The organism is Pseudomonas sp. HD57-3 (assembly GCF_056113135.1).
Genome location: NZ_CM148568.1, coordinates 5,531,534 through 5,551,591 on the forward strand (window position 1 = coordinate 5,531,534; position 20,058 = coordinate 5,551,591).

The following is a 20,058-nucleotide window of genomic DNA, read 5'->3' on the forward strand; positions in this document are numbered from 1 at the left end:
CCACGTATTTCCTAGCCTCCAGAGTTTCTGGAACACATGGAACACACGGAACACCGCCTTTTCGCTACCTAGCGATTAGCCTTCCCCTCGCCCCTTTTCACGGCGTGAACCTTCAGCGCTAACGGACGCGGCGGATAGCTCCAGATCCTACCGACTGTTGTGTCCGATTCGTCCCAGGCAAAGGAGCCGTAGCGGCAGAATTCACGGGTCCTCCCTAAGGGGTGCCCCCTACACGGGTTATCAGACTCGCAGGTTTTCTCTAGCTAAAGTGTCAAAAGAAATGTCCGTCTTATTAAAAAACAAGTTAATCAAGCTGGTTAACACTACAACTATTAATAATCATTGAGAGCTTATATACAATGACGCTTCAGCTTTGGAGCATGTCCCTGAGAGCTCCGGCATAAGTCCCACAATAGTTTTCAGACAAATTAACAAATGCGCGGACTGCTCACCGGCCTCAACCTCATATGCCACCTCTGTCAACCAATCACCTAAAAATACAGACCACTCCTCGAAATCTGATATTGAAGCAGCAGCCATTAGAGCTATTCGAAACTCCTGCCCCGCCAATATAGCTAAATCCTTACGCCTCCTAGTGACCCTACTCAACACTCGCACTTCAGCTGCAAGCTCCTCACTTCTAGTCACTGCAGCAACAGCAGCCAACCCACTTATCAAGGCAAAAAGATCATTACTACTATCCGATTGCCCCAGTTGGTATTTAACTTTTCTAAGTGCCGTAGCAGCGAAACGTGCATGATCTACAGTGATGTTAAATATTAACGAACTATTGACCAAAGCATTGAAAGAATCGACACTAACAACTTCAGATTTAAGCTTCAACTCTAAACCTTTCAGAATCTCGCCAGGCATATCTAATGTGGATACAACCCCACCTTCCAAAGGACCAGGGAGAAATGATTCAGGAAACTTTAAATAACTATTCCCTCCTTCGGCATCTACCTCTATAAGGTCTAGCAATGCCGGAAACGTAATACAGTCTCGCTTTAGATTCAATGCAGTTACAGCCCTACCAAGCAATTCAAACTTTAGCTGTGTTGGTGAAATAAAATCCGGCTGCCACCTAGGTTCTAGCCGCATATCTAAAAGCGACTGCATGAAAAAATGCATACCTCGAGTTTCAAAAACCCAACTTTTAAAGTCATCTGGCATTACATGGGAAGCTAGATACACTCTTTCAATGTGAGATGCGTGTGCTATCGCAGCGAGGCGTACCCAAAAAGGCGGTTTATCTTTAAAAATTTTAATCCTGGACAACTCACCTATAACCAAAACAACAAGCGACGAAACAAACGCAAATCGACCACTCGTATTGAGCGGATCATCATCAACCAACTGAGTAAACAGATCCAACAGGATCGGCTGAACCTCCGGCCACCTTTCAATATTTGCAGCACCAAGCTCTATCACACCAACTTTGGAGAACACATCGCCCTTATCCCTTACAAACTCCAACACGGACAAAAAATCATTTAGCTGACAATCCCCCATATCAATATTCGAAATAAACTTTGAATGCCCTGAAAGAAGCAACGCAAACCCCAACCCACGCACGCACTCCCACTCTAAAAGTTGAAGCAAAAAACCTTTCGCTTCTAGAGTATATGCGGGGAGATCTGCAATTCGCGTAAGAGAACCTACTAACGCCTCATAGTATGAGGCATCCCGAGGTATAAGATCTTTAAGGCTGCAATCATCCTGACGCAATTTCTCTGCTAGAGATTCAGCAAAGCGTATTGGAGTTAATGACAAATCCTTTCTAAATGCATCAAGACCATCCACGTCTAGAGGGGCAACTAATATTCTTTCTCTCCAATAATTTAAGGCTGAACCTCGCAGATTAATTAATTTAGCTTCCTTATCAAATTCTGAAGCACGTAGGACTGCGTTAGGAGACAGCTGCCAAAAATAAGGAAGTCGGGCTTTTTTTTCACCGCACGCTAGCAGTGTAAACTTACCTCCTTTTCCAGTTTCGACACTCAAAACCCATTCGTTACCAACTGAGTCTTGTACCGAGAACTTTGTACCAATCTCAGACATAATGTTGCGAGCACAGTTAAAAAAATCCTTGCTATCAAATGAAAATTCTAAATCACCAAAGGATAGCCGAGTGGAAGTTTCAACACCAAGACGATGAGTCAACAGTGAGTCATTTAAAAGCGAATTACTTACGATTTCGGGAAACAGATTCAATGCCGCCTCAAACATCAAGGCCGTGTTCTCTTCAATGCGCATCGTCCACCTCATTGACATACTGCTGCTTAACCCCATGCTCAACAACTCTTGATGCATGTTCTATCAATCTATTAAAGAGCTCTGAATCCTCCTCTTTCAGCTGTCCCAATATCCTTCGCTCCAGCCAATCCGAATAATTTTTACGAACAACTTTAGACTGATGACTTGGAAGAACCATAAGAGCCATTAACTGCGTTTCAAATTGACTTCTTACATCAAGGCCAGCCGGTATAAAACGATGCGACCACTTTCTGATGTCCAACAAACTAAAAAGCCAATTTGATTGAGCTATGGAGGTTGTTAATTCCGCGTCTTCACACCAGAGCTCTCTCATTACACTATAGCTCTCTTGAAATATGGCATGTAACCAAGGAAATTCTTTAGGTAGTTGCAAAATGTCAGACATTGCAATTCTGAACACTGCCTCCCTTATGGCTTTCAGCCCTGCATTTTCCAGTACTTTCCCGTCTACGATTTTCGATTGCTGCAAATTGTGCATCAACTCAAAAGCATCGACCGGAACTAATGCCATACCCATACGACGCAATTGGGTTTTAAGTTCTGAAACTTGAATATTTGTCAGAACCCCACGAGACGAAAGATTATACAAAATATCGATCGTTGTAAGCACACTATGCGAAACGCCACCTTCTTCGAAAGCAAGGAATTTATTTATATATCTATCGTCGGAAACTAACACATCTGCAGCGTTTACCAACTTCAGAACATCTAGACAAGGATGATCGCGCATAGAGTTTTCGTTTTCATCTTCGGATTTCCTAGAGAGCGAACCGACCTCAATTTTCCCAGAAGCAATTCCGTCCCTGATCCTCAACCTGAGATTTTCAAGTACCGAAATAGAAACTAAAGCTTGCTTTTCATAACTAATCAACTCATCAGACTCCGCAACCTCACGCGACGAGACAAAGACAGTAAAGCCGGCGCGAGACAGTTTTGGCAGCAACTTCAAATGCTGAAAGTATGAAACCGCAAGATCATCCAAATATAAATGAGCAGAATCAGCTATCACAGGTGACTGAGGCCACGGACGCTCAATAGGGGAGAGAAAGTCTTTTGCAACTTTCGCTTCCGCAGCTGTTAAGACACCACGTTCGATCAACTTTTCGATTACCGACTGGCAATTACAAAGACACGCTGAGAACTCCGATAGATCCGCTTCCTCCATTACAAGGCTGCCGATTCGATGCACAGGCCCTGGGTGAATCACAAGGCGCTGTGGAACGCTGTCAGAAAGCTCATCTGATGCAACCGCCAGCATTGACGCTAACCCGTCACCAACTTCTGAAGAAGTTGCAGTCGAAGCTCTCTTGGTAGTTTCAAAATTCTTGATACTACCCGCAGCTATTAATTGCTTAAGCTCGTGCGCCTCTCGTATTTTACTGGGCTGATGAAATGACAAGCTACGTCTCTCATCAAATAGCCACTTCAATGTTCCATGCGCAACAACCACGGCATCGAAGGTACTGAGGACCGAATCCAATACACCAATAAGCTCTAATGTTAATAGTGCCGTGACATCAATCGCGATACGGTCAGGATTAACAGTACGCATCGATCTAGATCCTGAAAATGAAAAAATCACGCTTCGTTTTCTTGCATCAACCTGATCGAGGTTATTAAGTGCCAAAGCCAGATAAAAACTTAGTAGATTTTTATTATGAAGACTAGCTGATACAAATATTGGAATATCTCCATCCGCCATTTTCTTGTAAGCTTGCCTAGTCTGCTCCTCCCAATCTGGTTGCCTATCCATCAACTCTTGCAGAGATATTTTAAGAACAGGTCCGTCATCACCCGATAGTTCACTGGCGGCCTGCATCCATCCGAATGTTAGGTCGCCATCCTCCCACCCACACTCTGTTGAAATCCCATAACACGCTATTAATACTTTCGGATCCTCCGCCCCTTTCCGAGCGGCCTCAAACACCAACTCTTTCAGACGAGGAGAAACTATAAGCTGGGCAAGTTTCGCCGCGCGAAGAAGGTCCATAGCGGTGCGATTATCCCTCGCCCTCCACTCCTCCTCGACATTAATCTGAAGTGAATCCCAATCGCCAGAGGCTACCGCTATACTGATCGTTAAACTTCGCTGCTCCTCTTCTTTAAAGTTATTTTTTAGCTTACTTAGAGCTTCCCGCGCCTCAATGAAACGCCCCTGTTCATAAAGACTCCAGCAGCGAATTCGCTGCAGCTCTTCTGACTGTTCTAAAAATATCGGGTACTCAGTACAAAACCCTAAAGTGTCATCGACCCTCCCAACATTGTAAAGTGCCCGTGCGTAACGCTGCGCGTCCTTTATATCACGAGTGAGGTCAAATATTTCGCGAGCGTAATTTACTAGCCCACCCCAATCTTGCTGCTCCTCTAATATTGATACTACATTATGCAAGTCCGTGATAGATTTGCTGGTTTCATATAAAGCAATTCGTTGCGAAACCAGATCAGAATCAGACGCTTCGAAAACCAATCTTTCAATTCTCTGTTTCTCGGGTTCTGACAACCCCGCCGCTATTACTTCCGCCAGCCGTTCCTCGGCAGCTGTTTTTTGACCGGATCGAACTAACATTTCAATTTCAAGAAACGCGATGGTTTTGTAATTTAAATGCTCAACTAATTGCGACCTATGACGATCAATATATAAAGCAACATCTTTCGGACTCTTTTGTGTGAATGCCAAAGCAAACCTTGCCACCGCGGCGTCGGATGATTTACCTCCGCTTAAAGCAGTTCGCCTCTCAATCTCTCGCTCAACTGCATGTACATCAATATTTAGACCAAATTGCATCGCAAGCGGCAAGCGCCTGAGGGATACAACGCGATCACTCATACTCTGTTCAAGTTCTCTACGGGCTGCGTCATGCCGTTCGACATCTCTAAGAGCAAGCCACAACGCACTATCGTTTGCGATTTCCGCCATTGAATTGAGAGTCAAGGCGACTGCGCTTTGAGCAACTCTTTCAAAATAAGCCTGGGCTTTTCGCCTAAACTGGATAGCTTTTTCGTCCCCTGCCAGGGGAAACGTTCGAGCCTCGAAAGGCGGAGTTTGATACACTAACGGCCTTAACTCTTCAGGCACTGCCTGAGCTAAGTAAACAAGCGCAGACAAATATGCCAGAGCTGGCGTACAGAGGTAATCTTCTTCAGAAAGACCATCGACCGTTTTCAAAGCGTCATCCCAAAAATCACATTCGACAAAACTTTGAATCAAGAAAAATTTTCCATCTGATTCGAGATCTACCAAACCAATTTCGGAACTCTCGATCCATGTCAACGCCTTAGAGGATCCATGTATATTCCGTATCATTATGAAAGCAGCCGACCTTGATGTCGGAGTTTGCAACTCGTCCAAGAGAGCTAGAGCCGACGGTAAATCCCCAGCCTGCCCTGCTATAAAAGCCTTCGCGATATTTGTTTCATCAATGGCGTCTGTACTGCAAATTTCTTCTATCAGCTCACGCGCATACTGTATATCCGAGACAGATAAGAAACGGGCACACCAACTAAAAATCCGCGCTTTTACCGGCAGCGAAACCCCATTCAGATCTCCTGACCGTAAACTCTCCACTAGTTTTTTCGATTGCAACTCTGACTTATACTCTAGAAACAGTCTTGACTTAACAATAGCTTCTAGACGTTCACAAGCTTCATTATCGACTACTTTTGACCCCCCGCTAACCACTGTCTTTTTCGATACAAAGCTCTCAAGTGAGCTTACTATTTTACCAACCTCTTCGATTGCCTTAGTTTGACCTTCGGCTTTATCAGAAAGAGTTTCGATAGCTTCCGCCTGAACTTGAATTTCTTTTGCTATTAAAAAGTCTTCATGTTGCTTTGTAAATTCCCGACTGATGAATTCCGCGACATGAATGTAAATCTCCGAGCGTCTGGTAGCGGGCTTAGCTATTTGAATGTGATCTGCATCTACTGGGATAGCGATGGCATCTACTCCTGGATCAGAGCTATCCGGGAGTACAACTTGCCCAATGAACTCGGGCAATCTCACGCCAAAAAAACTTATCGGTTTTGTTTCTACGAGCACCAGAGTTTCTAGATTGCTTTCGACGCAAAACCTTCTGTACCAGTTATTCAGATCACGTAAATTAGGATCATTTCGCTCGAGAGCTCGAGTAGACGAGGAACGTCTAAAAAGTGGGTTTATTAATTTTGCCAGCTGCGCCAAACCTGCACCAAAATGCGGCGTACCAAGAAATACAACACGTCTCACACGATGAACAAAAGACTCAGCTTTAGTATTTTTCGATGCGTCTCGCTGAGCGATTCTAAGCAACTGTTTTATTACTAGTCCGCCGAGACTATGCCCAATAAGAATAAGATTGCCATCTTGAAGCCGCCGTTCAGCTAGAATCAGTGGTAAAACATTTTCCGCTCGATCTGGTAGGTGCATGCTGCCGCCCCGCCATTTAGTTGCAGATGACTCGTAGCCCACGCTCCAAATACCTACTCTGGCACAGTCTGCACCTAACCAACGGGGCCATAGCTCTGCTGGTTTGCTGCTGGAGAGCCAAGTTTTCTCTTTATCACCGTCTAAACCGTGAAAAAAAATTACATGGGTAGTTACTCCCACATAGCTATCCGACAATTCTAATAACTCTGCCAGATCATCCTCCCGACGCTCAATTTGAGCTGATAACAGAGCTAAGCGGTGGCCATTTTTAACGGCTCCCTGGCGGCTCTTTTTTAAATTCGGACGCGTCTCAGATTCGCGCCTGTTTATTTTCCAATGTTCGTCTACGCGATAATCGTAGCAGTTCCTATGGTGGGGAATGCCGGGATCCCGAGCTACAGTAGAACCAGCCAGTTCAAGATGAATGAGTGTCTGGCGCTGGCGATGGATGCGTTGGGTGGCGTCGAGAAACCGTTGGGGCGGGAACTGCACAAGTTGTCGACCGACTTCAGTCAGGCGCAGTCGCTGGAGCAGCTGGATCAGCCGCTCCTCGCGCTCAAGGGTTATTTGAAGGACATTCTTTAAGCTACGTAGATGAAGCAAGTGGCGCGAAGCTTCTATTTTGATATCTTGCCGTCCACTCGCTAGAGGCCCGTCAACCGCCTCTGTTATCGCGCAATCGGGAATAAACCAAAATGGATGCTGTGTTGTGCTTGCTGGTGATGGCTGGAACCTGGCTGTGGGTGGTGAAGCAACGGGGTGAGTGGAACCTGTTGCTGGCCAACCTTGCCGGCGCCGGAAGTGGCGTGGTTACCGGCATTGTGTTCACGCTGATTTACGACGCAGTCATTGGTACGTCAATGGCGACACCCAACCTGCATCGCAGTCTGGGGGTGTTCATCACCAGCGCGGGCGTTCTGGCGGGGGTATGGCTGTGGATTGCCAATCGCCGTCAACCCGAACATCCGGTTGCACGTCAGTTGCTCGGCGCGGTGTGTGGCTTGGCCGCCGGCATGGCGACCCTGCTGTTTCTTGCTGTGAATTACTTCCCCCACACGTGACTGGACGGCGTGGCTGTTTTGCAGTCAGCGCCGAGCCTTCAACACCCGAATATCCGACGCAAACCCGTCCGCACCGACAATCTTCTTCCAGCCCACATACTGAAACTCGCCCCGCTCATCGATGTAATCACCCTTCTCAACCGACCTTCCGCCGACAATCGCCACGCGCTTTTCCTCACCACACCCGCCATCCGACGGCCGAACGGTGTAGATCACATACGGCTTCACATATTGCGTGGCACGAAAGTATTGGCCGCAGACTTCATCGACGGTAATCATCATGGTTTTCAGGCGTGCTTCGCCGTCCATGTCTTCGTGAAGTTTGAGGAAGGAGATTTCACCGACATCGCTGTAGCCGAGTGAACGGGCACGTTGGTATTCGGGGGAGTTCTGGTGGGCGATCCGGCCTTGCTCGGCAGCCTGGTTCATTCTGTCGGCGAACTCGGCTTTGCCACGGGCAATCATCGCATCGGCCTCGGCCGCCACGTTTTCGCATTGAGCGAATTCCCGGGAGGCGAGGTACTGGGGAGGCAGGTTTGGGCGGTGCTCATTCATGCTCCCCTGGCTGTTCTCCAGATCGCCCGTCACCTCAAAGGCGCTGGGCACGCGACCGTTTTGGACGTCGGCCATTTTTTCCTGCATTCGCTGACAGTTGGCGAGGTAATACTTCCAGCTGTTTTCCGGGTGCTCTTTCCAGGCGCCGAATGCCGGAGTCAGCGTGGTAGCAAGGACGAACGCACAAAACAGACGGCAGGTTTTGAGAGCAGGCATGAGTAGTCCATTACGGAGATGAAGTCAGTGGCGCGACGCTACTATTTTGCTATCTTGCCGTCCACTGTCGAGCAAGGTGCCAAGGGCCTGATCAACACCGATTCCGAAGGAAGAATGCGATGGAAATAGCCGTTATGTTTTTTGCCTGGGCGGCCATGTGGGTATGGGTCGTCAGGCAACGTGGTGCCTGGAATCTGATCCTCGCCAATGTGCTCGGTGCCGCCAGCGGCATGATGGTAGGCGTGGTGATCTCGGAGTTTTACATTCGCCTGTTCGGGGCGGACCGGCCGCCCATACCCGGGCTAATGGGCACAGTGCTGCAGATGCTGACAACCGCTGCGGCGCTGGTGGGTGTATGGATGCTGGTATCCCATCGATCGCAGGTCGAACATCCTGTTGCGCGTCAGCTACTGGCAGGTCTTTGCGGCACCGTGGCCGGCCTGACAACATTCATGTTTTTTGCACTCAAATAATTTTGCCGGCGTTGAATGCGATGGTTGCTGTAGCAGCGGATGTCTATTTTGCTATCTTGCCGCCCATCTCAGCACTGCGAGCGCTGAATTCAGGTTTTGCAGGTTTAAGGAAAGGATCGAATGGAGTTTTTGCGTTTTCTGGCATTTGTCGCGGCCTGGGGTTTCATGTGGCGCTGGGTAGTGAAAAACCGCGGCAGCTGGAATCTGTTTTACGCCAACCTGGTCGGTGTCGCGGGCGGTTTCATTGTTTCGATGGTGGTGCTGGCGATCACTTTTTCATTGTTCCCGTCGGCGCATCGCTACGAAGCCGCGCAGACTGAAAACGTCGTGGCACAGCAGGAAGCCGAACCGACCTCGTTGCTGCCGGAAGCCGAGGCAGTTGCAAGTTCTGCTGCGCTGAAAGATGCGCCGGTGTTTGCCGCTATCGAGCCGGACAACAAGCCCTCTCCAGCGGATTCCGCGTTGCTGCCGAATTACGCCAGTCGCGCGCCGAAGACGATGTCGGTGCAAACCGTGATCGACCAGAGTGACGATGAGGGGCGCAAGGCACTGACGGCGCTGAGCAAAAAATTGCGCGCCGATGCGCAAGGCGACAAGTCGATGCTCGCGTATGTCATGTGCAGCCCGTTCGTGACCAGCACCTTGCGCTTCCCCGCATCTGCCCGGTTTGCCGACAGCAAAAGCCTGACGCCGCAACGCTTCAAGGATCAGGTCTACACCTTCAGCAACACCGTCACCGCGCGGAACATGAATGGCGACGATGTGACGTACCGCTTCGACTGCTCCGTACAGGAACAGCCAAGAGTCGATGCGACGCCTGCCGAATGGCGCCTGTTGGCGCTGAAGCTGGAAAAAGCGGGCTCTTAAGCCTGGTTTAAGGGTTCGAGGCGCCGGCTGCGCTATCATCGCCGGCCTGTGCGCCTTGAGCTTTTCCCCCGATGCCTCCGACACCTGATGACCTGAGCCCGTTGCCTGCTGTTCTGGCCGGGCCACTGCTGCGCCGACTGGAACCGACGCGCTTAGTGCTTTGGCTGGTCGGCAGCCGCGAACTGTCGTTGACCTTGCGCCTGCAAGGTGTAGGAGACATTCCACTGGATGCCGGGAAATGCACGGTCATTCCGGTAGGCACCCGGGCGTTTGTTCACCTGATCGACGTTCCGCTGGAAACCGCCCTGCCCTGCGACACCCGCATCGACTACGACCTGTTGATCGATGGCCAGAAGCCCATCGCCGACTGGGCGCCACACCTGCTCTACGACAACGCCAGCGGCCCGAACTTCGTCCTGCGTTCGCGCATCGACCAGTTGCTCCACGGTTCCTGCCGCAAGCCCCATCACCCGGCCGCCGACGGCCTGCTCTGCGTTGACCGGTTGCTGGCCGCCGAAACCGATCCGCAGCAACGTCCCGCCCTGTTGATGATGAGCGGCGATCAGGTTTACGCCGACGATGTTGCCGGTCCGATGTTGCGGGCGATTCATGCCCTGATCGAGCGCCTCGGTCTGTTCGGTGAGCACCTCGAAGGCGCGGTGGTCAGCGACAGCGCGAAGCTCTATGAACATCCGGCCAGCTACTACCATCGTGCGGATTTGCTGCCGGCACTCGAGAGCAACGAGACATTGCGCGAGCGCTTCTTCGGCGGTGCACGCAAGCCGATTTTCACCAGCAGCAGCGCCGACAATCACCTAGTGACCTTCGCCGAAGTCATGGCGATGTATTTGCTGGTGTGGTCGCCAACGCCCTGGGCACTGGTCAACCCGCAGCCGCCGACACTGACGCCGGAACGCCTCAAGCGCTATGCCCTCGAACAGACCCGCATCGACGGGTTCAAGGCCGGCCTCGGCCAGGTGGCCCGGGCATTGGCGCACTTGCCGAGCCTGATGATTTTCGACGACCACGACATCACCGATGACTGGAACCTGTCCGCGCAATGGGAGGAAACGGCCTACGGCCACCCGTTCTCCAAGCGCATCATCGGCAACGCGCTGATCGCCTACATGTTGTGTCAGGGCTGGGGCAACAATCCGGATGCATTCGGCGCAGTGCTGGAGAAAACCCGCGGCCTGAGCGCCAGCGGTGACGACCGCTATCTCGACGCTCCCGTGCAGGACGAACTGATTGAGGAACTGCTGCGCTTTCAGCAATGGCATTTCGTAATGCCAACCAGCCCGGCGCTGGTGGTGCTCGACACTCGCACCCGACGCTGGCGCAGCGAAATGGCGCTCAAGCAACCGTCGGGTTTGCTGGACTGGGAAGCCTTGAGCGAACTGCAGCAGGAACTGCTCGACCACCCTTCGGCGATCATCGTGTCGCCAGCACCGATCTTCGGTGTGAAGCTGATCGAAACCGTGCAGCGAGTGTTCAGCTGGTGCGGTTATCCACTGCTGGTGGACGCAGAAAACTGGATGGCCCATCGCGGCGCAGCCCAAGTGATCCTGAACATTTTCCGACACTCGCGTACACCGGGCAGCTACGTGGTGCTGTCAGGCGACGTGCATTATTCCTTCGTCTACGAAGTCCTGATCCGACACCGCAAGGCCGGCCCGCGCATCTGGCAGATCACCAGCAGCGGTATCAAGAACGAGTTCCCGCCTACCCTGCTGGAATGGTTCGACCGCCTCAACCGCTGGCTCTACTCACCACGCTCGCCGCTCAACTGGCTGACCAAACGCCGCCGCATGCGCATCGTCCCGTACGTGCCGGAACACGCCGAAGCGGGTGAACGGCTGTGGAATTCGGCGGGGATCGGCCAGGTGTTTTTCAATCAACAGGGGCAGCCGAACGACATCATCCAGCACAACGCGAACGGCGCACCGAAGACCCGGATGCTGGCACCGGATTTGTCGGACTACCCTGATTAGAAAAATCTCACGTAGAGAGCGAGAAGGATGGCAGGCTCGCCGGAATCAGCTTACAGAAGACCCAGAAACGTCTCGATGAGACTTCGGTGATACTCAGCACACCGCAGGCAGCCCATCTGCGGCGCAACCACGGGTAGGAATCGCCTTGTCATCCTGTACTCATTTCTGTACGTTCTTTGCATCAAGCGAGGACTACAACATGGACACTATCAACTACACCACAGCTCGTGCGCACTTGGCTGAAACCATGGATCGCGTGAATGAAGACTGCGCCCCACTTCTGATAACCCGCCAAAAAGGCGAGCCTGTAGTCATGATGTCTCTGGCCGAATACAACGCGCTGGAAGAAACGGCTTATCTGCTGCGTTCTCCGGCCAATGCCGAGCGCTTGATCAAATCGATCGGCGAAATGCGCGCTGGAAAAGCCAAAGTCAGGCAACTGATTGAAGAATGAAAATCCAGTTCACGCCAACGGGCTGGGAAGACTACTTATGGTTTCAACAAAACGATAAGGCCGGTCTCAAACGAATCAATCTTCTGATCAAAGCGATCCAGCGCCAACCCTTTGAAGGCTTGGGTAAGCCGGAGCCGCTCAAGCACAACATGAGCGGCTTCTGGTCACGGCGGATAACTGCCGAGCATCGCCTGGTCTATGCAATCGTAGACGGCGAAATCTGCGTCATAACTTGCAGATTTCACTACTGACCGAGGGATGAGACATGGCTCAGGGAACGGCCAACCCCTCCGACAATCATCCCCACCTCCCGCTCATCAATCGTCAGCGGTGGCAGCAGCCGGATCGTCTTGCCGCGAGTGACGTTGATCAGCAGGCCATGATCCCGCGCGGCAATCAGTGTCAGGTCGCGGATCGGCTGTTTGAGTTCGATGCCGATCATCAGCCCTTGCCCGCGAATCGCCAGCACATTCGGATTGTCCGCCAGCTCTGCACGCAAGCGAGTCAGCAGGCGCTCGCCTTGAACCCTGGCATTTTCCAGCAGACCTTGTTCCTCGATGATCTCGAGCACGGTGCAGCCCACCCGGCACGCCAGTGGATTGCCGCCGAAGGTGCTGCCATGGCTGCCGGGGGTGAACAGATCGGCCGCCCGACCCCGTGCCAGACAGGCGCCGATCGGCACGCCGTTGCCCAGGCCCTTGGCGAGGGTCATGACGTCTGGAACGATGCCTTCGTGCTGGAACGCAAACCAGCGACCGGTACGGCCGATGCCGGTCTGGATTTCGTCGAGCATCAGCAGCCACGCGTGACGGTTGCACAATTCACGCAGGGCTTTGAGGTAGCCGGGCGGCGCCAGTTGCACGCCGCTTTCCCCCTGGATCGGCTCGACCAGAATCGCCACGATCCGCTGACCATGCTTACGCTGCACTTGCTCCAGCGCCGCAAGATCGCCGAACGGCACTTTGACGAAATCCCCGGGCAAGTCATTGAAACCCAGGCGCACCGCCGGGCCATCGCTGGCGGACAAGGTACCGAGGGTACGACCATGAAATGCGTTGGCCATCACCACCACCAGCGGCTGTTCGATGCCTTTGCGCCAGCCGTACAGACGCGCCAGTTTCAGCGCGGTTTCGTTGGCCTCGGCACCGGAGTTGTTGAAGAACGCCCGCTCCATCCCCGCCAGCCGTGTCAGCTTCTGCGCCAGCGACTGTTGCCAGTCGATGCTGTAGAGGTTGGAGGTGTGCAGCAGCAATCCCGCCTGCTCGCTGATCGCCGACACGATGCGCGGGTGCGAATGGCCGACATTGGTCACCGCCACGCCCGCCACCGCGTCCAGATATTCGCGGCCTGCCTGATCCCAGAGTCGGGTGCCCAGGCCTTTGATGAAGCTCAAATCCAGAGGTTGATAGGTGTTCATCAGGGCGGCGGTCATGTCGGCAAACTCCAGCGAGGTGAGAGGTGCTGGCAGTATGGTTATCCACCTGAACTGGATAAACTCGGCAAAACTTCAATCATTTAAAAGCCGGGCTTGATAATGGATCTGTTCCAGTCGATGAGCGTGTACGTCAAGGTTGTGGAGTCCGGCAGCATGACGGCGGCCGCGCTGCAGTGCGAAATGTCCACGACCATGGTGGGTAATCACCTGCGGGCGCTGGAGCAACGGCTCGGCGTGCAATTGCTGCAACGCACCACCCGCCGCCAGCGACTGACCGAGTTCGGCAGCGTTTACTACCAGCGCTGTCTGGAAGTGCTCGGTCTTGTCGCCGACTCCGAACGCCTCGCCGAGCAGACGCTTGATGAACCGCGCGGCATCCTGCGGGTTACCGCGCCGCTGACCTTCGGCGTCGAACGCCTGGCCCCGGCGCTCAGTGAGTTTTCTCTGCAATGTCCGCAGGTCAAACTCGACGTGATCCTGACCAATCGCCGCCCGGACCTGCTGGAAAGCGGCCTCGACGTGGCCTTCCGACTGGGCCACTTCGACCAGTCCAACCTGATCGCCCGCCCGCTGATCGACTACACCCTGACCGTCTGCGCCTCCCCGGAATACGTGGCCCGACGCGGCATGCCGCTCACGCCTGAAGAACTGCGCCAACACGACTGTCTGTCCTTCGCCTACCCCGCCGGCGATGACTGGCAATCGGTGGAAAAACAGTGGCGCCTCAGCGGCCCGGACGGCGAAATCATGGTCGACGTCAAAGGCCCGATGCTGATCAACAGCTCCGCCGGCCTGCATCAGGCCGCGCGCACCGGCATGGGCATCGTGATGCTGCCGGACGCGCTTGTGGAACAGGACCTGCGCGACGGCAGACTGGTCGTGGTGATGCCGGACTATCAGCCGCCGAACCGCCCGATGCATCTGCTTTACGCGCCGGATCGCTATCGGTTGCCTAAACTGCGTCGCTTCGTCGAGTTCGCCATGCAGATGTGGGGCAGACCGTAGGCAACGCGACTACTGTTGGAAATACACCAGGGACGGGATCAACGAATGAACAAAGACATTTCAATACGCGACCTCATGCCCACGGAAGTGGAGGCAGCAAGGCAGTTTCTGGAGGCGAACGGCTGGGGCCATCGCACCGGCACCGCCGAACATTTCGCACAGCTCATCCAGAACTCCCAACGCACTGCCGTTGCATTGAGCGGCCAGCAGATTGTCGGTTTCGCCCGTGGTATCACCGATGGGATCTCCAACGGTTACCTGTCGATGGTGGTGGTCGACGGGCAACACCGGCGCGCGGGCATCGGGCGGGCGCTGGTCGAACATGTGATGGGCGACAACAGCGACATTACCTGGGTCCTGCGTGCCGGGCGCGAAGGCGCGGAAGCGTTTTTTGCCAGCCTGGGGTTTGAAACATCGGTGATCGCGATGGAGCGTTTGCGACTGAAATAGCCGACGGTTACTGTGACCCCGACTATGCTCCACCCTCCTCCTTTTCCAGCATGGATGCTGCGCAATGCTCACGATTCTGCAAAACACTCCGATACGGGTTTACCTGATTTTTCTGCTGGTGGTTTGCTTCGGTATAAAGGCGTTCTCTCCCCGCCGCGAAAGCCGTGCCTCTATGCTGATAACACCCCCGGCGTTTTTGGCGTGGTCGCTGTACTCCCTGAACCTGTCGATCAACCCGGCCTTGTTTTTCAGCATCTGGCTCGGCGCGCTGTTGCTGGGCGGTCTCTCGGCCTGGCTGGTGTTCTCCCGCCGGGGCGTGGTGCTCGACGACTCTGCGAAAGGGCTGATCATGCCGGGCACCACAAAAATCCTGATCATGTACCTGATGTTCTTTTCCGCGAACTACTACTTCGGTTACCAGAATGACGTGAATCCGGAGCGTTCCGCGTCACCGGACATGCTGCTGCTCAAGGGCGGCATTGCGGGCTTCATGTGCGGCCTGATCGGCACCCGTTCTCTGAAGCTCTACTGGACGCTGCGTGGCCTGACATCCCGGCGGCTACCGGAGAACGCTGTCGCCAATGAATGAGCCAAGGCGCGCGCGGTGTCTGGTTGCCCTTCACAAATCATCCGGATAAATAATCGGCACCGCCGGCCCCTTGCTCCGTGACAACGCCGTCGCGCTCCCCTAAATTAGTCGGCCTGAAAAAGCCCCCCGCGCTTTCTCGTCTCATCTCAAGTTAAAAAAGTAGTGAAATTTCAATGTCCGATTTCAACACCGCTGAATCCGTAGTCACTCTGTCGTCCAAAGCGGAATACGAAAACTCCATCAATCTTTCACAACACATCCCACAGGCGAAGATCATCAGCGAGATGGTGCTGGACGCGTTCCAGTCGAGCCGCGAGAGCGATCAGATCCGCGAACTGCGCGCCGCGATCCGTCAGGCCCACGACCGCTTCGATGACGACCAGGCTTACGAGCTGATGGGCGAACTCAAGCGCCTGAAGGACGCCGAAGCCGCCGACATCGCCGCCCTCGAAGACCTCAGCAGCAAGTTCCCGATCAGCCGCATCCTGTCCAGCTTCAAGGACGATCCGGCGTTCCAGGAAATCGTCTACGGCCTGGCCCTCAAGGTTCTGAACCAGACTCACCAAGCGATCAGCAGCCCGAGCGGCGGCAAGAGCAAGGCCGCACGCGCCAAGAAAGACGTCGAAGTGTTCAGCATCAGCAAGGACGGCATCAGCGTGACCCTGCCAATGCGCACACCGCGTTCGCGCCTGAGCGTGGATCGCGAGGCGCTGGAGTTCCTCGGCTTCACCTTCGTCGGTGAAGGCGAAGAGGCGGAAATCGAAGGCGAAACCTTCGTCGACAACGCCGGCACCGAGCACGCGATCAACCGCAAAAACATCATCACCGCGCTGCAACAGCAGACCGCGTTTGATGGCTACAGCATCGCCGCCCAGTAATACCGGCGCTGACGAAAAAGCCCCGCTCTGAAATTCAGGCGGGGCTTTTTGTTGTCCGCAGATTGGCGGTTATGCCGATGGGTGCACGGCGGCAATCATGTCGACTTCGATGGCTGCGTTTTTCGGCAACTGATAGACGCCGACGGTGGTGCGGGTATGGCGCCCGACATCGCCCAGCACATAACTGAATACATCCGACGCGCCGTTGGCGACTTCGCTGAGGTCAACGAAATCCGGCGTGGACTTCACGTACACCGTGACCCGCAACAACGACCTGACCTTGTCCAGCGAACCGACTGCATCGACGATAAAGGCCAGACAACGCATCGCACTGATACTCGCCGCGGCCTGCGCATCCTTGAGCGTCAGCTCCTGCCCCACCCGCCCCGGATACTGAATCTTGCCCTCGGTGCGCGGCACCATGCCGCTGATGTAAATCTCATCGTGATGACGGATCAACGGCGCGTAATTGCCACCCACCGTGTTCTCACCGTTGATGTCGTAATTCAGCTCTTTTGCCAGGGCAATGAAGCGCTCGTCGCAGGTCATCCTCTCAGTCATTTCGCCCAGCCTCTTGATCGATGCATGAAAACCGCAGATTACGACAGTCGAGCGCCGAACAGTGCTGGCGCCATAACTGACAGGGTTGGATCCAAATCTAGGTCTTTTGCCAGTGCGCCGCAACCCGTGACTGCTACAACGAAAAAGCCCCGCACGACATAAACCGTGCGGGGCTTTATCTAGACTTGGAAATGACTTTAAACAGCACTCAATCGCTCGACCATGTCAGGGAATTTTTCCACCAAACGGATCAGCAAGGCAGCCTGAGCGTTGGGCTTCGATTTCTCCTGCTCCCAGTTTCTCAGAGTGCTTGGACTTGTCCTGATTCGCCTGGCAAAAACCGCCTGTGACATGTGCAGTTTTTCCCGTAGCGCTACGATTTCATGAGCACCGACTTCAGGAGCGGGTTTGTCCTTTAGTGTCGTATTACGTAGCGTGATTTTTCCTTCGCGTTGAGCCGCCATCTCATCAACGCCCTGCATCAATTCTGCAAACAGGTCGCGTTTTTTCATGGGGTACCTCGTGTTTTCAACTCTTTCTCTATAGCTCCCTTGAGCGCCTTCTCTTGCTCGGCGGTCAAATTCTCAAGCTCATCTTTGTCATAAATCGCAAACATCCAGAACTGGCCATCATTCATAAGCCAATAATAGATAACTCGCAAGCCGCCTCGCCTGCCCTTGCCACGACGAACATCAACCCAACGCAATTTTCGGAAGCCGCCTGTTCGTGGCATGACATCGCCTGCATGCGGATTGCTTTGCATGTAGGTCTGCAGCTCACGATATTCGTCGTCCGTGAGGTAATGACCCAGGTTTGCGGTGAATAGTGTGGTTTCAAAGAATACTGTTCTCATTCAAAAACTATAAGCAAATTGCCTATAGCTGAACAATAAACACCTTTCGCGGCGAATAAACAATCCTCAACAAAAAACCCCGCTCATCTCTCGATGAACGGGGTTTCTCGTACAACGTTCGAACCTTACGGCGCGTACGTCAGCAGCAGCTCGGTCGGCACCTTGAAGTCCAGGGACATCATGACGCTCAGCGCGGTGATGGTGAAGATCGAGAACACGAACAGCTTGCGTGCCCAGACCGTGTCATCCACCGCCTTGTAGCCGGTCCAGGCCATGTACAGCCAGTACATGCCCATGGCCGCGGCGACGGCGAGGTAGCTCATGCCGGCGTAACCGCTGAAGGTCAGCATCAAGGTCGCCACGAGGAAGGCCAGGATGTAGATCAGGATGTGCTTCTTGGCCACCTGGATTCCGCGCTTCACTGGCAGCACCGGAATCGATGCGGCCAGGTAATCGTTGAAGCGGAAGATCGCGATGGCGTAGGAATGCGGCATCTGCCACAGGCTGAACATCACCAGCAGGGTCAGCGCGGCCATGTCGAAGCTGTTGGTCACGGCCACGTAACCGATCACCGGCGGCATGGCGCCCGACAGACTGCCCACCAGCGTGCCGTGAACCGACTTGCGCTTGAGGTACAGGCTGTAGAAGCCGACGTAGATGATGAAGCCGATCACGGCGAACAGGGCAGCCAACGGGTTGGCCACCTTGTACAGCAACGCAACGCCGGCGACACCCAGGACGGTCGCATAGACCAGGGCCAGTTTCAGGGAGATCAAGCCCTGGACCAGCACCCGGTTCTTGGTGCGTTCCATCTTCAGGTCGATGTCGCGGTCGATGCAGTTGTTGAACACGCAACCGGAGGCCACAACCAGGGAAGTGCCGATCATGGCTGCCAGAAACACGGCCAGATCGACATGCCCTTTCGAGGCCAGGAAAAACCCGCCTGCCACAGAAAGCACGTTACCGAAAATGATCCCCGGTTTGGTGATTTGGATAAAGTGCTTGAGCGACATCGGGTTTACCTCACTTCGCCATCATGTAGGTGTGGATGCTGAACATGATCCACAGCGACAGACCGACCAGCAGCACGATCACGATGGCCGTAAAGACGAACGCAATCACGTTGTTACGTTGAGCGATGGAACGGTCCAGGTGCAGGAAGTAATACAGGTGAACGATCACCTGGATCACGGCGAACAGCAGGACGATTGCCAGCGTCGTCGACTTCGGCAGGGTCGGGAACATCACCAGGCCGAACGGGATGACGGTCAGGATTACCGACAGGATGAAGCCGATGGCGTACGACTTTACGCTGCCGTGGCCAGCATCATGGCTGTCATGGGAGTGTGCATTAGCCATTACAGGGTCCCCATCAGGTAAACAACGGTGAATACGCAGATCCACACCACGTCCAGGAAGTGCCAGAACAGGCTCAGGCAGCTCAGACGGGTCTTGTTGGTCGCCGTCAGGCCGTGCTTGTTGACCTGGTACATCATGATGCCCATCCAGATCAGACCGGCGGACACGTGCAGACCGTGGGTACCGACCAGCGTGAAGAACGCCGACAGGAAGCCCGAACGGCTAGGACCGAAGCCCTCGGAGATCAGCAGGTGGAACTCGTTGATCTCCATGGCGATGAAGCCTGCGCCGAGCAGGAAGGTCATGAACAACCAGCCCAGAACCTGCTGCTTTTTACCTTTGTACAACGCCAGCATGGCGAAGCCGTAGGTGATCGAACTGAACAACAGCAGAGCGGTTTCGCCCAGCACGTATGGCAGTTCGAAGATGTCGTGGCCCGACGGGCCACCGGCGACGTTGTTTACCAGTACCGCGTACACCGCGAAGATCGACGCAAACAGAATGCAGTCGGTCATCAGGTAGAGCCAGAAACCGTATACGGTCATCTCGCCCGAGTCGTGGTGATGGTCATCGTGCCCATGGTCATGACCATGGGCGTGTCCAGCATTGGTCACTAAGTTCGACATTGT

The 20,058-nt window shown here is 53.8% G+C and carries 20 protein-coding genes and 1 pseudogene; 11 read left to right on the forward strand and 10 right to left on the reverse strand.

Going from position 1 to position 20,058, the window contains the following annotated elements; genetic code table 11:
- Positions 1-339: 339 nt before the first annotated feature.
- Together AC0R79_RS25020 and AC0R79_RS25025 are read right to left on the reverse strand one after the other, a co-directional pair.
- Positions 340-2,256, reverse strand: a complete 1,917-nt coding sequence (locus AC0R79_RS25020) for a hypothetical protein (RefSeq protein ID WP_474732037.1) — start codon at positions 2,254-2,256, stop codon at positions 340-342.
- A complete protein-coding gene (locus AC0R79_RS25025; RefSeq protein ID WP_474735185.1) occupies positions 2,246-6,682 on the reverse strand; it encodes an esterase/lipase family protein in 4,437 nt (1,478 codons plus the stop codon). Before AC0R79_RS25025 ends, AC0R79_RS25020 begins: the two co-directional genes overlap by 11 nt.
- 405 nt (positions 6,683-7,087) lie before the next feature.
- Here AC0R79_RS25025 and AC0R79_RS25030 point away from each other — a divergent pair.
- Positions 7,088-7,267 (forward strand): annotated as a pseudogene (locus AC0R79_RS25030) (hypothetical protein); the annotation flags it as partial.
- A 110-nt stretch (positions 7,268-7,377) separates the two neighbouring features.
- Positions 7,378-7,743, forward strand: coding sequence for a hypothetical protein (locus tag AC0R79_RS25035; RefSeq protein ID WP_127799778.1), 366 nt, complete (start codon positions 7,378-7,380; stop codon positions 7,741-7,743).
- A gap of 24 nt (positions 7,744-7,767) precedes the next feature.
- On the opposite strand, the gene AC0R79_RS25040 is transcribed toward AC0R79_RS25035, so the two are convergent.
- Entirely contained in the window at positions 7,768-8,514 is a 747-nt protein-coding gene (locus tag AC0R79_RS25040) for a hypothetical protein (RefSeq protein WP_474732040.1), read from the reverse strand.
- Between the two features lie 119 nt (positions 8,515-8,633).
- Between AC0R79_RS25040 and AC0R79_RS25045 the strand changes: the two genes are divergently transcribed.
- The 5 genes from AC0R79_RS25045 to AC0R79_RS25065 all read left to right on the forward strand — a co-directional run bounded on the left by AC0R79_RS25045 (position 8,634) and on the right by AC0R79_RS25065 (position 12,550).
- Positions 8,634-8,987 carry a hypothetical protein gene (locus AC0R79_RS25045; RefSeq protein ID WP_474732042.1) on the forward strand — a complete coding sequence of 118 codons (354 nt, stop codon included), beginning with the start codon at positions 8,634-8,636 and terminating at the stop codon, positions 8,985-8,987.
- Positions 8,988-9,107: 120 nt separating this feature from the next.
- Entirely contained in the window at positions 9,108-9,854 is a 747-nt protein-coding gene (locus tag AC0R79_RS25050; protein WP_474732043.1) for a hypothetical protein, read from the forward strand.
- A 71-nt stretch (positions 9,855-9,925) separates the two neighbouring features.
- The gene (locus tag AC0R79_RS25055; protein WP_474732046.1) at positions 9,926-11,845 is read left to right on the forward strand and encodes an alkaline phosphatase D family protein; all 1,920 of its coding nucleotides are present in this window, start codon (positions 9,926-9,928) and stop codon (positions 11,843-11,845) included.
- 199 nt (positions 11,846-12,044) lie between these two features.
- Positions 12,045-12,299 carry a type II toxin-antitoxin system Phd/YefM family antitoxin gene (locus AC0R79_RS25060; RefSeq protein ID WP_474732050.1) on the forward strand — a complete coding sequence of 85 codons (255 nt, stop codon included), beginning with the start codon at positions 12,045-12,047 and terminating at the stop codon, positions 12,297-12,299.
- The gene (locus AC0R79_RS25065) at positions 12,296-12,550 is read left to right on the forward strand and encodes a Txe/YoeB family addiction module toxin (protein WP_011335833.1); all 255 of its coding nucleotides are present in this window, start codon (positions 12,296-12,298) and stop codon (positions 12,548-12,550) included. Before AC0R79_RS25060 ends, AC0R79_RS25065 begins: the two co-directional genes overlap by 4 nt.
- Here the strand turns inward: AC0R79_RS25065 and AC0R79_RS25070 are convergent.
- On the reverse strand, positions 12,544-13,731 hold the full coding sequence (locus AC0R79_RS25070; RefSeq protein ID WP_474732054.1) for an acetylornithine/succinylornithine family transaminase: 1,188 nt from the start codon (positions 13,729-13,731) through the stop codon (positions 12,544-12,546). The two genes, AC0R79_RS25065 and AC0R79_RS25070, sit on opposite strands and share 7 nt — an antisense overlap.
- A gap of 102 nt (positions 13,732-13,833) precedes the next feature.
- On the opposite strand from AC0R79_RS25070, the gene AC0R79_RS25075 reads away from it, so the two are divergent.
- The 4 genes from AC0R79_RS25075 (at position 13,834) to AC0R79_RS25090 (ending at position 16,656) form a co-directional block, all read left to right on the forward strand.
- Positions 13,834-14,739, forward strand: a complete 906-nt coding sequence (locus AC0R79_RS25075) for a LysR family transcriptional regulator (RefSeq protein WP_007956710.1) — start codon at positions 13,834-13,836, stop codon at positions 14,737-14,739.
- Between the two features lie 45 nt (positions 14,740-14,784).
- Positions 14,785-15,189 (forward strand): GNAT family N-acetyltransferase, encoded by a 405-nt coding sequence (locus AC0R79_RS25080; RefSeq protein ID WP_474732059.1) that lies wholly within the window; start codon positions 14,785-14,787, stop codon positions 15,187-15,189.
- A 64-nt stretch (positions 15,190-15,253) separates the two neighbouring features.
- The gene (locus AC0R79_RS25085) at positions 15,254-15,778 is read left to right on the forward strand and encodes a hypothetical protein (RefSeq protein WP_474732061.1); all 525 of its coding nucleotides are present in this window, start codon (positions 15,254-15,256) and stop codon (positions 15,776-15,778) included.
- Between the two features lie 173 nt (positions 15,779-15,951).
- Positions 15,952-16,656: a hypothetical protein gene (locus AC0R79_RS25090; protein ID WP_127799796.1), complete on the forward strand. Its 705-nt coding sequence runs from the start codon at positions 15,952-15,954 to the stop codon at positions 16,654-16,656.
- A gap of 69 nt (positions 16,657-16,725) precedes the next feature.
- Here the strand turns inward: AC0R79_RS25090 and AC0R79_RS25095 are convergent, their stop codons facing one another.
- From AC0R79_RS25095 to AC0R79_RS25120, 6 genes are all read right to left on the reverse strand, one after another.
- Positions 16,726-17,217 (reverse strand): RidA family protein, encoded by a 492-nt coding sequence (locus AC0R79_RS25095; RefSeq protein ID WP_007956714.1) that lies wholly within the window; start codon positions 17,215-17,217, stop codon positions 16,726-16,728.
- A 197-nt stretch (positions 17,218-17,414) separates the two neighbouring features.
- Positions 17,415-17,729, reverse strand: a complete 315-nt coding sequence (locus AC0R79_RS25100; protein WP_375747851.1) for a helix-turn-helix domain-containing protein — start codon at positions 17,727-17,729, stop codon at positions 17,415-17,417.
- A complete protein-coding gene (locus AC0R79_RS25105; protein ID WP_065261338.1) occupies positions 17,726-18,070 on the reverse strand; it encodes a toxin in 345 nt (114 codons plus the stop codon). The genes AC0R79_RS25100 and AC0R79_RS25105 overlap by 4 nt, the downstream gene beginning before the upstream one ends.
- 125 nt (positions 18,071-18,195) lie before the next feature.
- A complete protein-coding gene (gene cyoE / locus AC0R79_RS25110; RefSeq protein ID WP_007956716.1) occupies positions 18,196-19,083 on the reverse strand; it encodes a heme o synthase in 888 nt (295 codons plus the stop codon).
- A 10-nt stretch (positions 19,084-19,093) separates the two neighbouring features.
- Entirely contained in the window at positions 19,094-19,429 is a 336-nt protein-coding gene (gene cyoD, locus AC0R79_RS25115) for a cytochrome o ubiquinol oxidase subunit IV (protein ID WP_007956718.1), read from the reverse strand.
- Positions 19,429-20,055: a cytochrome o ubiquinol oxidase subunit III gene (locus AC0R79_RS25120; RefSeq protein WP_007956720.1), complete on the reverse strand. Its 627-nt coding sequence runs from the start codon at positions 20,053-20,055 to the stop codon at positions 19,429-19,431. Before AC0R79_RS25120 ends, cyoD begins: the two co-directional genes overlap by 1 nt.
- Positions 20,056-20,058 lie beyond the last annotated feature (3 nt).

Bases quoted from the DNA above. Each gene is read 5' to 3' on its own strand.
- AC0R79_RS25020 (WP_474732037.1), bottom strand. From the start codon at position 2,256: ATGCGCATTGAAGAGAACACGGCCTTGATGTTTGAGGCGGCATTGAAT.
- AC0R79_RS25025 (WP_474735185.1), bottom strand. From the start codon at position 6,682: ATGCACCTACCAGATCGAGCGGAAAATGTTTTACCACTGATTCTAGCT.
- AC0R79_RS25035 (WP_127799778.1), top strand. From the start codon at position 7,378: ATGGATGCTGTGTTGTGCTTGCTGGTGATGGCTGGAACCTGGCTGTGG.
- AC0R79_RS25040 (WP_474732040.1), bottom strand. From the start codon at position 8,514: ATGCCTGCTCTCAAAACCTGCCGTCTGTTTTGTGCGTTCGTCCTTGCT.
- AC0R79_RS25045 (WP_474732042.1), top strand. From the start codon at position 8,634: ATGGAAATAGCCGTTATGTTTTTTGCCTGGGCGGCCATGTGGGTATGG.
- AC0R79_RS25050 (WP_474732043.1), top strand. From the start codon at position 9,108: ATGGAGTTTTTGCGTTTTCTGGCATTTGTCGCGGCCTGGGGTTTCATG.
- AC0R79_RS25055 (WP_474732046.1), top strand. From the start codon at position 9,926: ATGCCTCCGACACCTGATGACCTGAGCCCGTTGCCTGCTGTTCTGGCC.
- AC0R79_RS25060 (WP_474732050.1), top strand. From the start codon at position 12,045: ATGGACACTATCAACTACACCACAGCTCGTGCGCACTTGGCTGAAACC.
- AC0R79_RS25065 (WP_011335833.1), top strand. From the start codon at position 12,296: ATGAAAATCCAGTTCACGCCAACGGGCTGGGAAGACTACTTATGGTTT.
- AC0R79_RS25070 (WP_474732054.1), bottom strand. From the start codon at position 13,731: ATGACCGCCGCCCTGATGAACACCTATCAACCTCTGGATTTGAGCTTC.
- AC0R79_RS25075 (WP_007956710.1), top strand. From the start codon at position 13,834: ATGGATCTGTTCCAGTCGATGAGCGTGTACGTCAAGGTTGTGGAGTCC.
- AC0R79_RS25080 (WP_474732059.1), top strand. From the start codon at position 14,785: ATGAACAAAGACATTTCAATACGCGACCTCATGCCCACGGAAGTGGAG.
- AC0R79_RS25085 (WP_474732061.1), top strand. From the start codon at position 15,254: ATGCTCACGATTCTGCAAAACACTCCGATACGGGTTTACCTGATTTTT.
- AC0R79_RS25090 (WP_127799796.1), top strand. From the start codon at position 15,952: ATGTCCGATTTCAACACCGCTGAATCCGTAGTCACTCTGTCGTCCAAA.
- AC0R79_RS25095 (WP_007956714.1), bottom strand. From the start codon at position 17,217: ATGACTGAGAGGATGACCTGCGACGAGCGCTTCATTGCCCTGGCAAAA.
- AC0R79_RS25100 (WP_375747851.1), bottom strand. From the start codon at position 17,729: ATGAAAAAACGCGACCTGTTTGCAGAATTGATGCAGGGCGTTGATGAG.
- AC0R79_RS25105 (WP_065261338.1), bottom strand. From the start codon at position 18,070: ATGAGAACAGTATTCTTTGAAACCACACTATTCACCGCAAACCTGGGT.
- cyoE (WP_007956716.1), bottom strand. From the start codon at position 19,083: ATGTCGCTCAAGCACTTTATCCAAATCACCAAACCGGGGATCATTTTC.
- cyoD (WP_007956718.1), bottom strand. From the start codon at position 19,429: ATGGCTAATGCACACTCCCATGACAGCCATGATGCTGGCCACGGCAGC.
- AC0R79_RS25120 (WP_007956720.1), bottom strand. From the start codon at position 20,055: ATGTCGAACTTAGTGACCAATGCTGGACACGCCCATGGTCATGACCAT.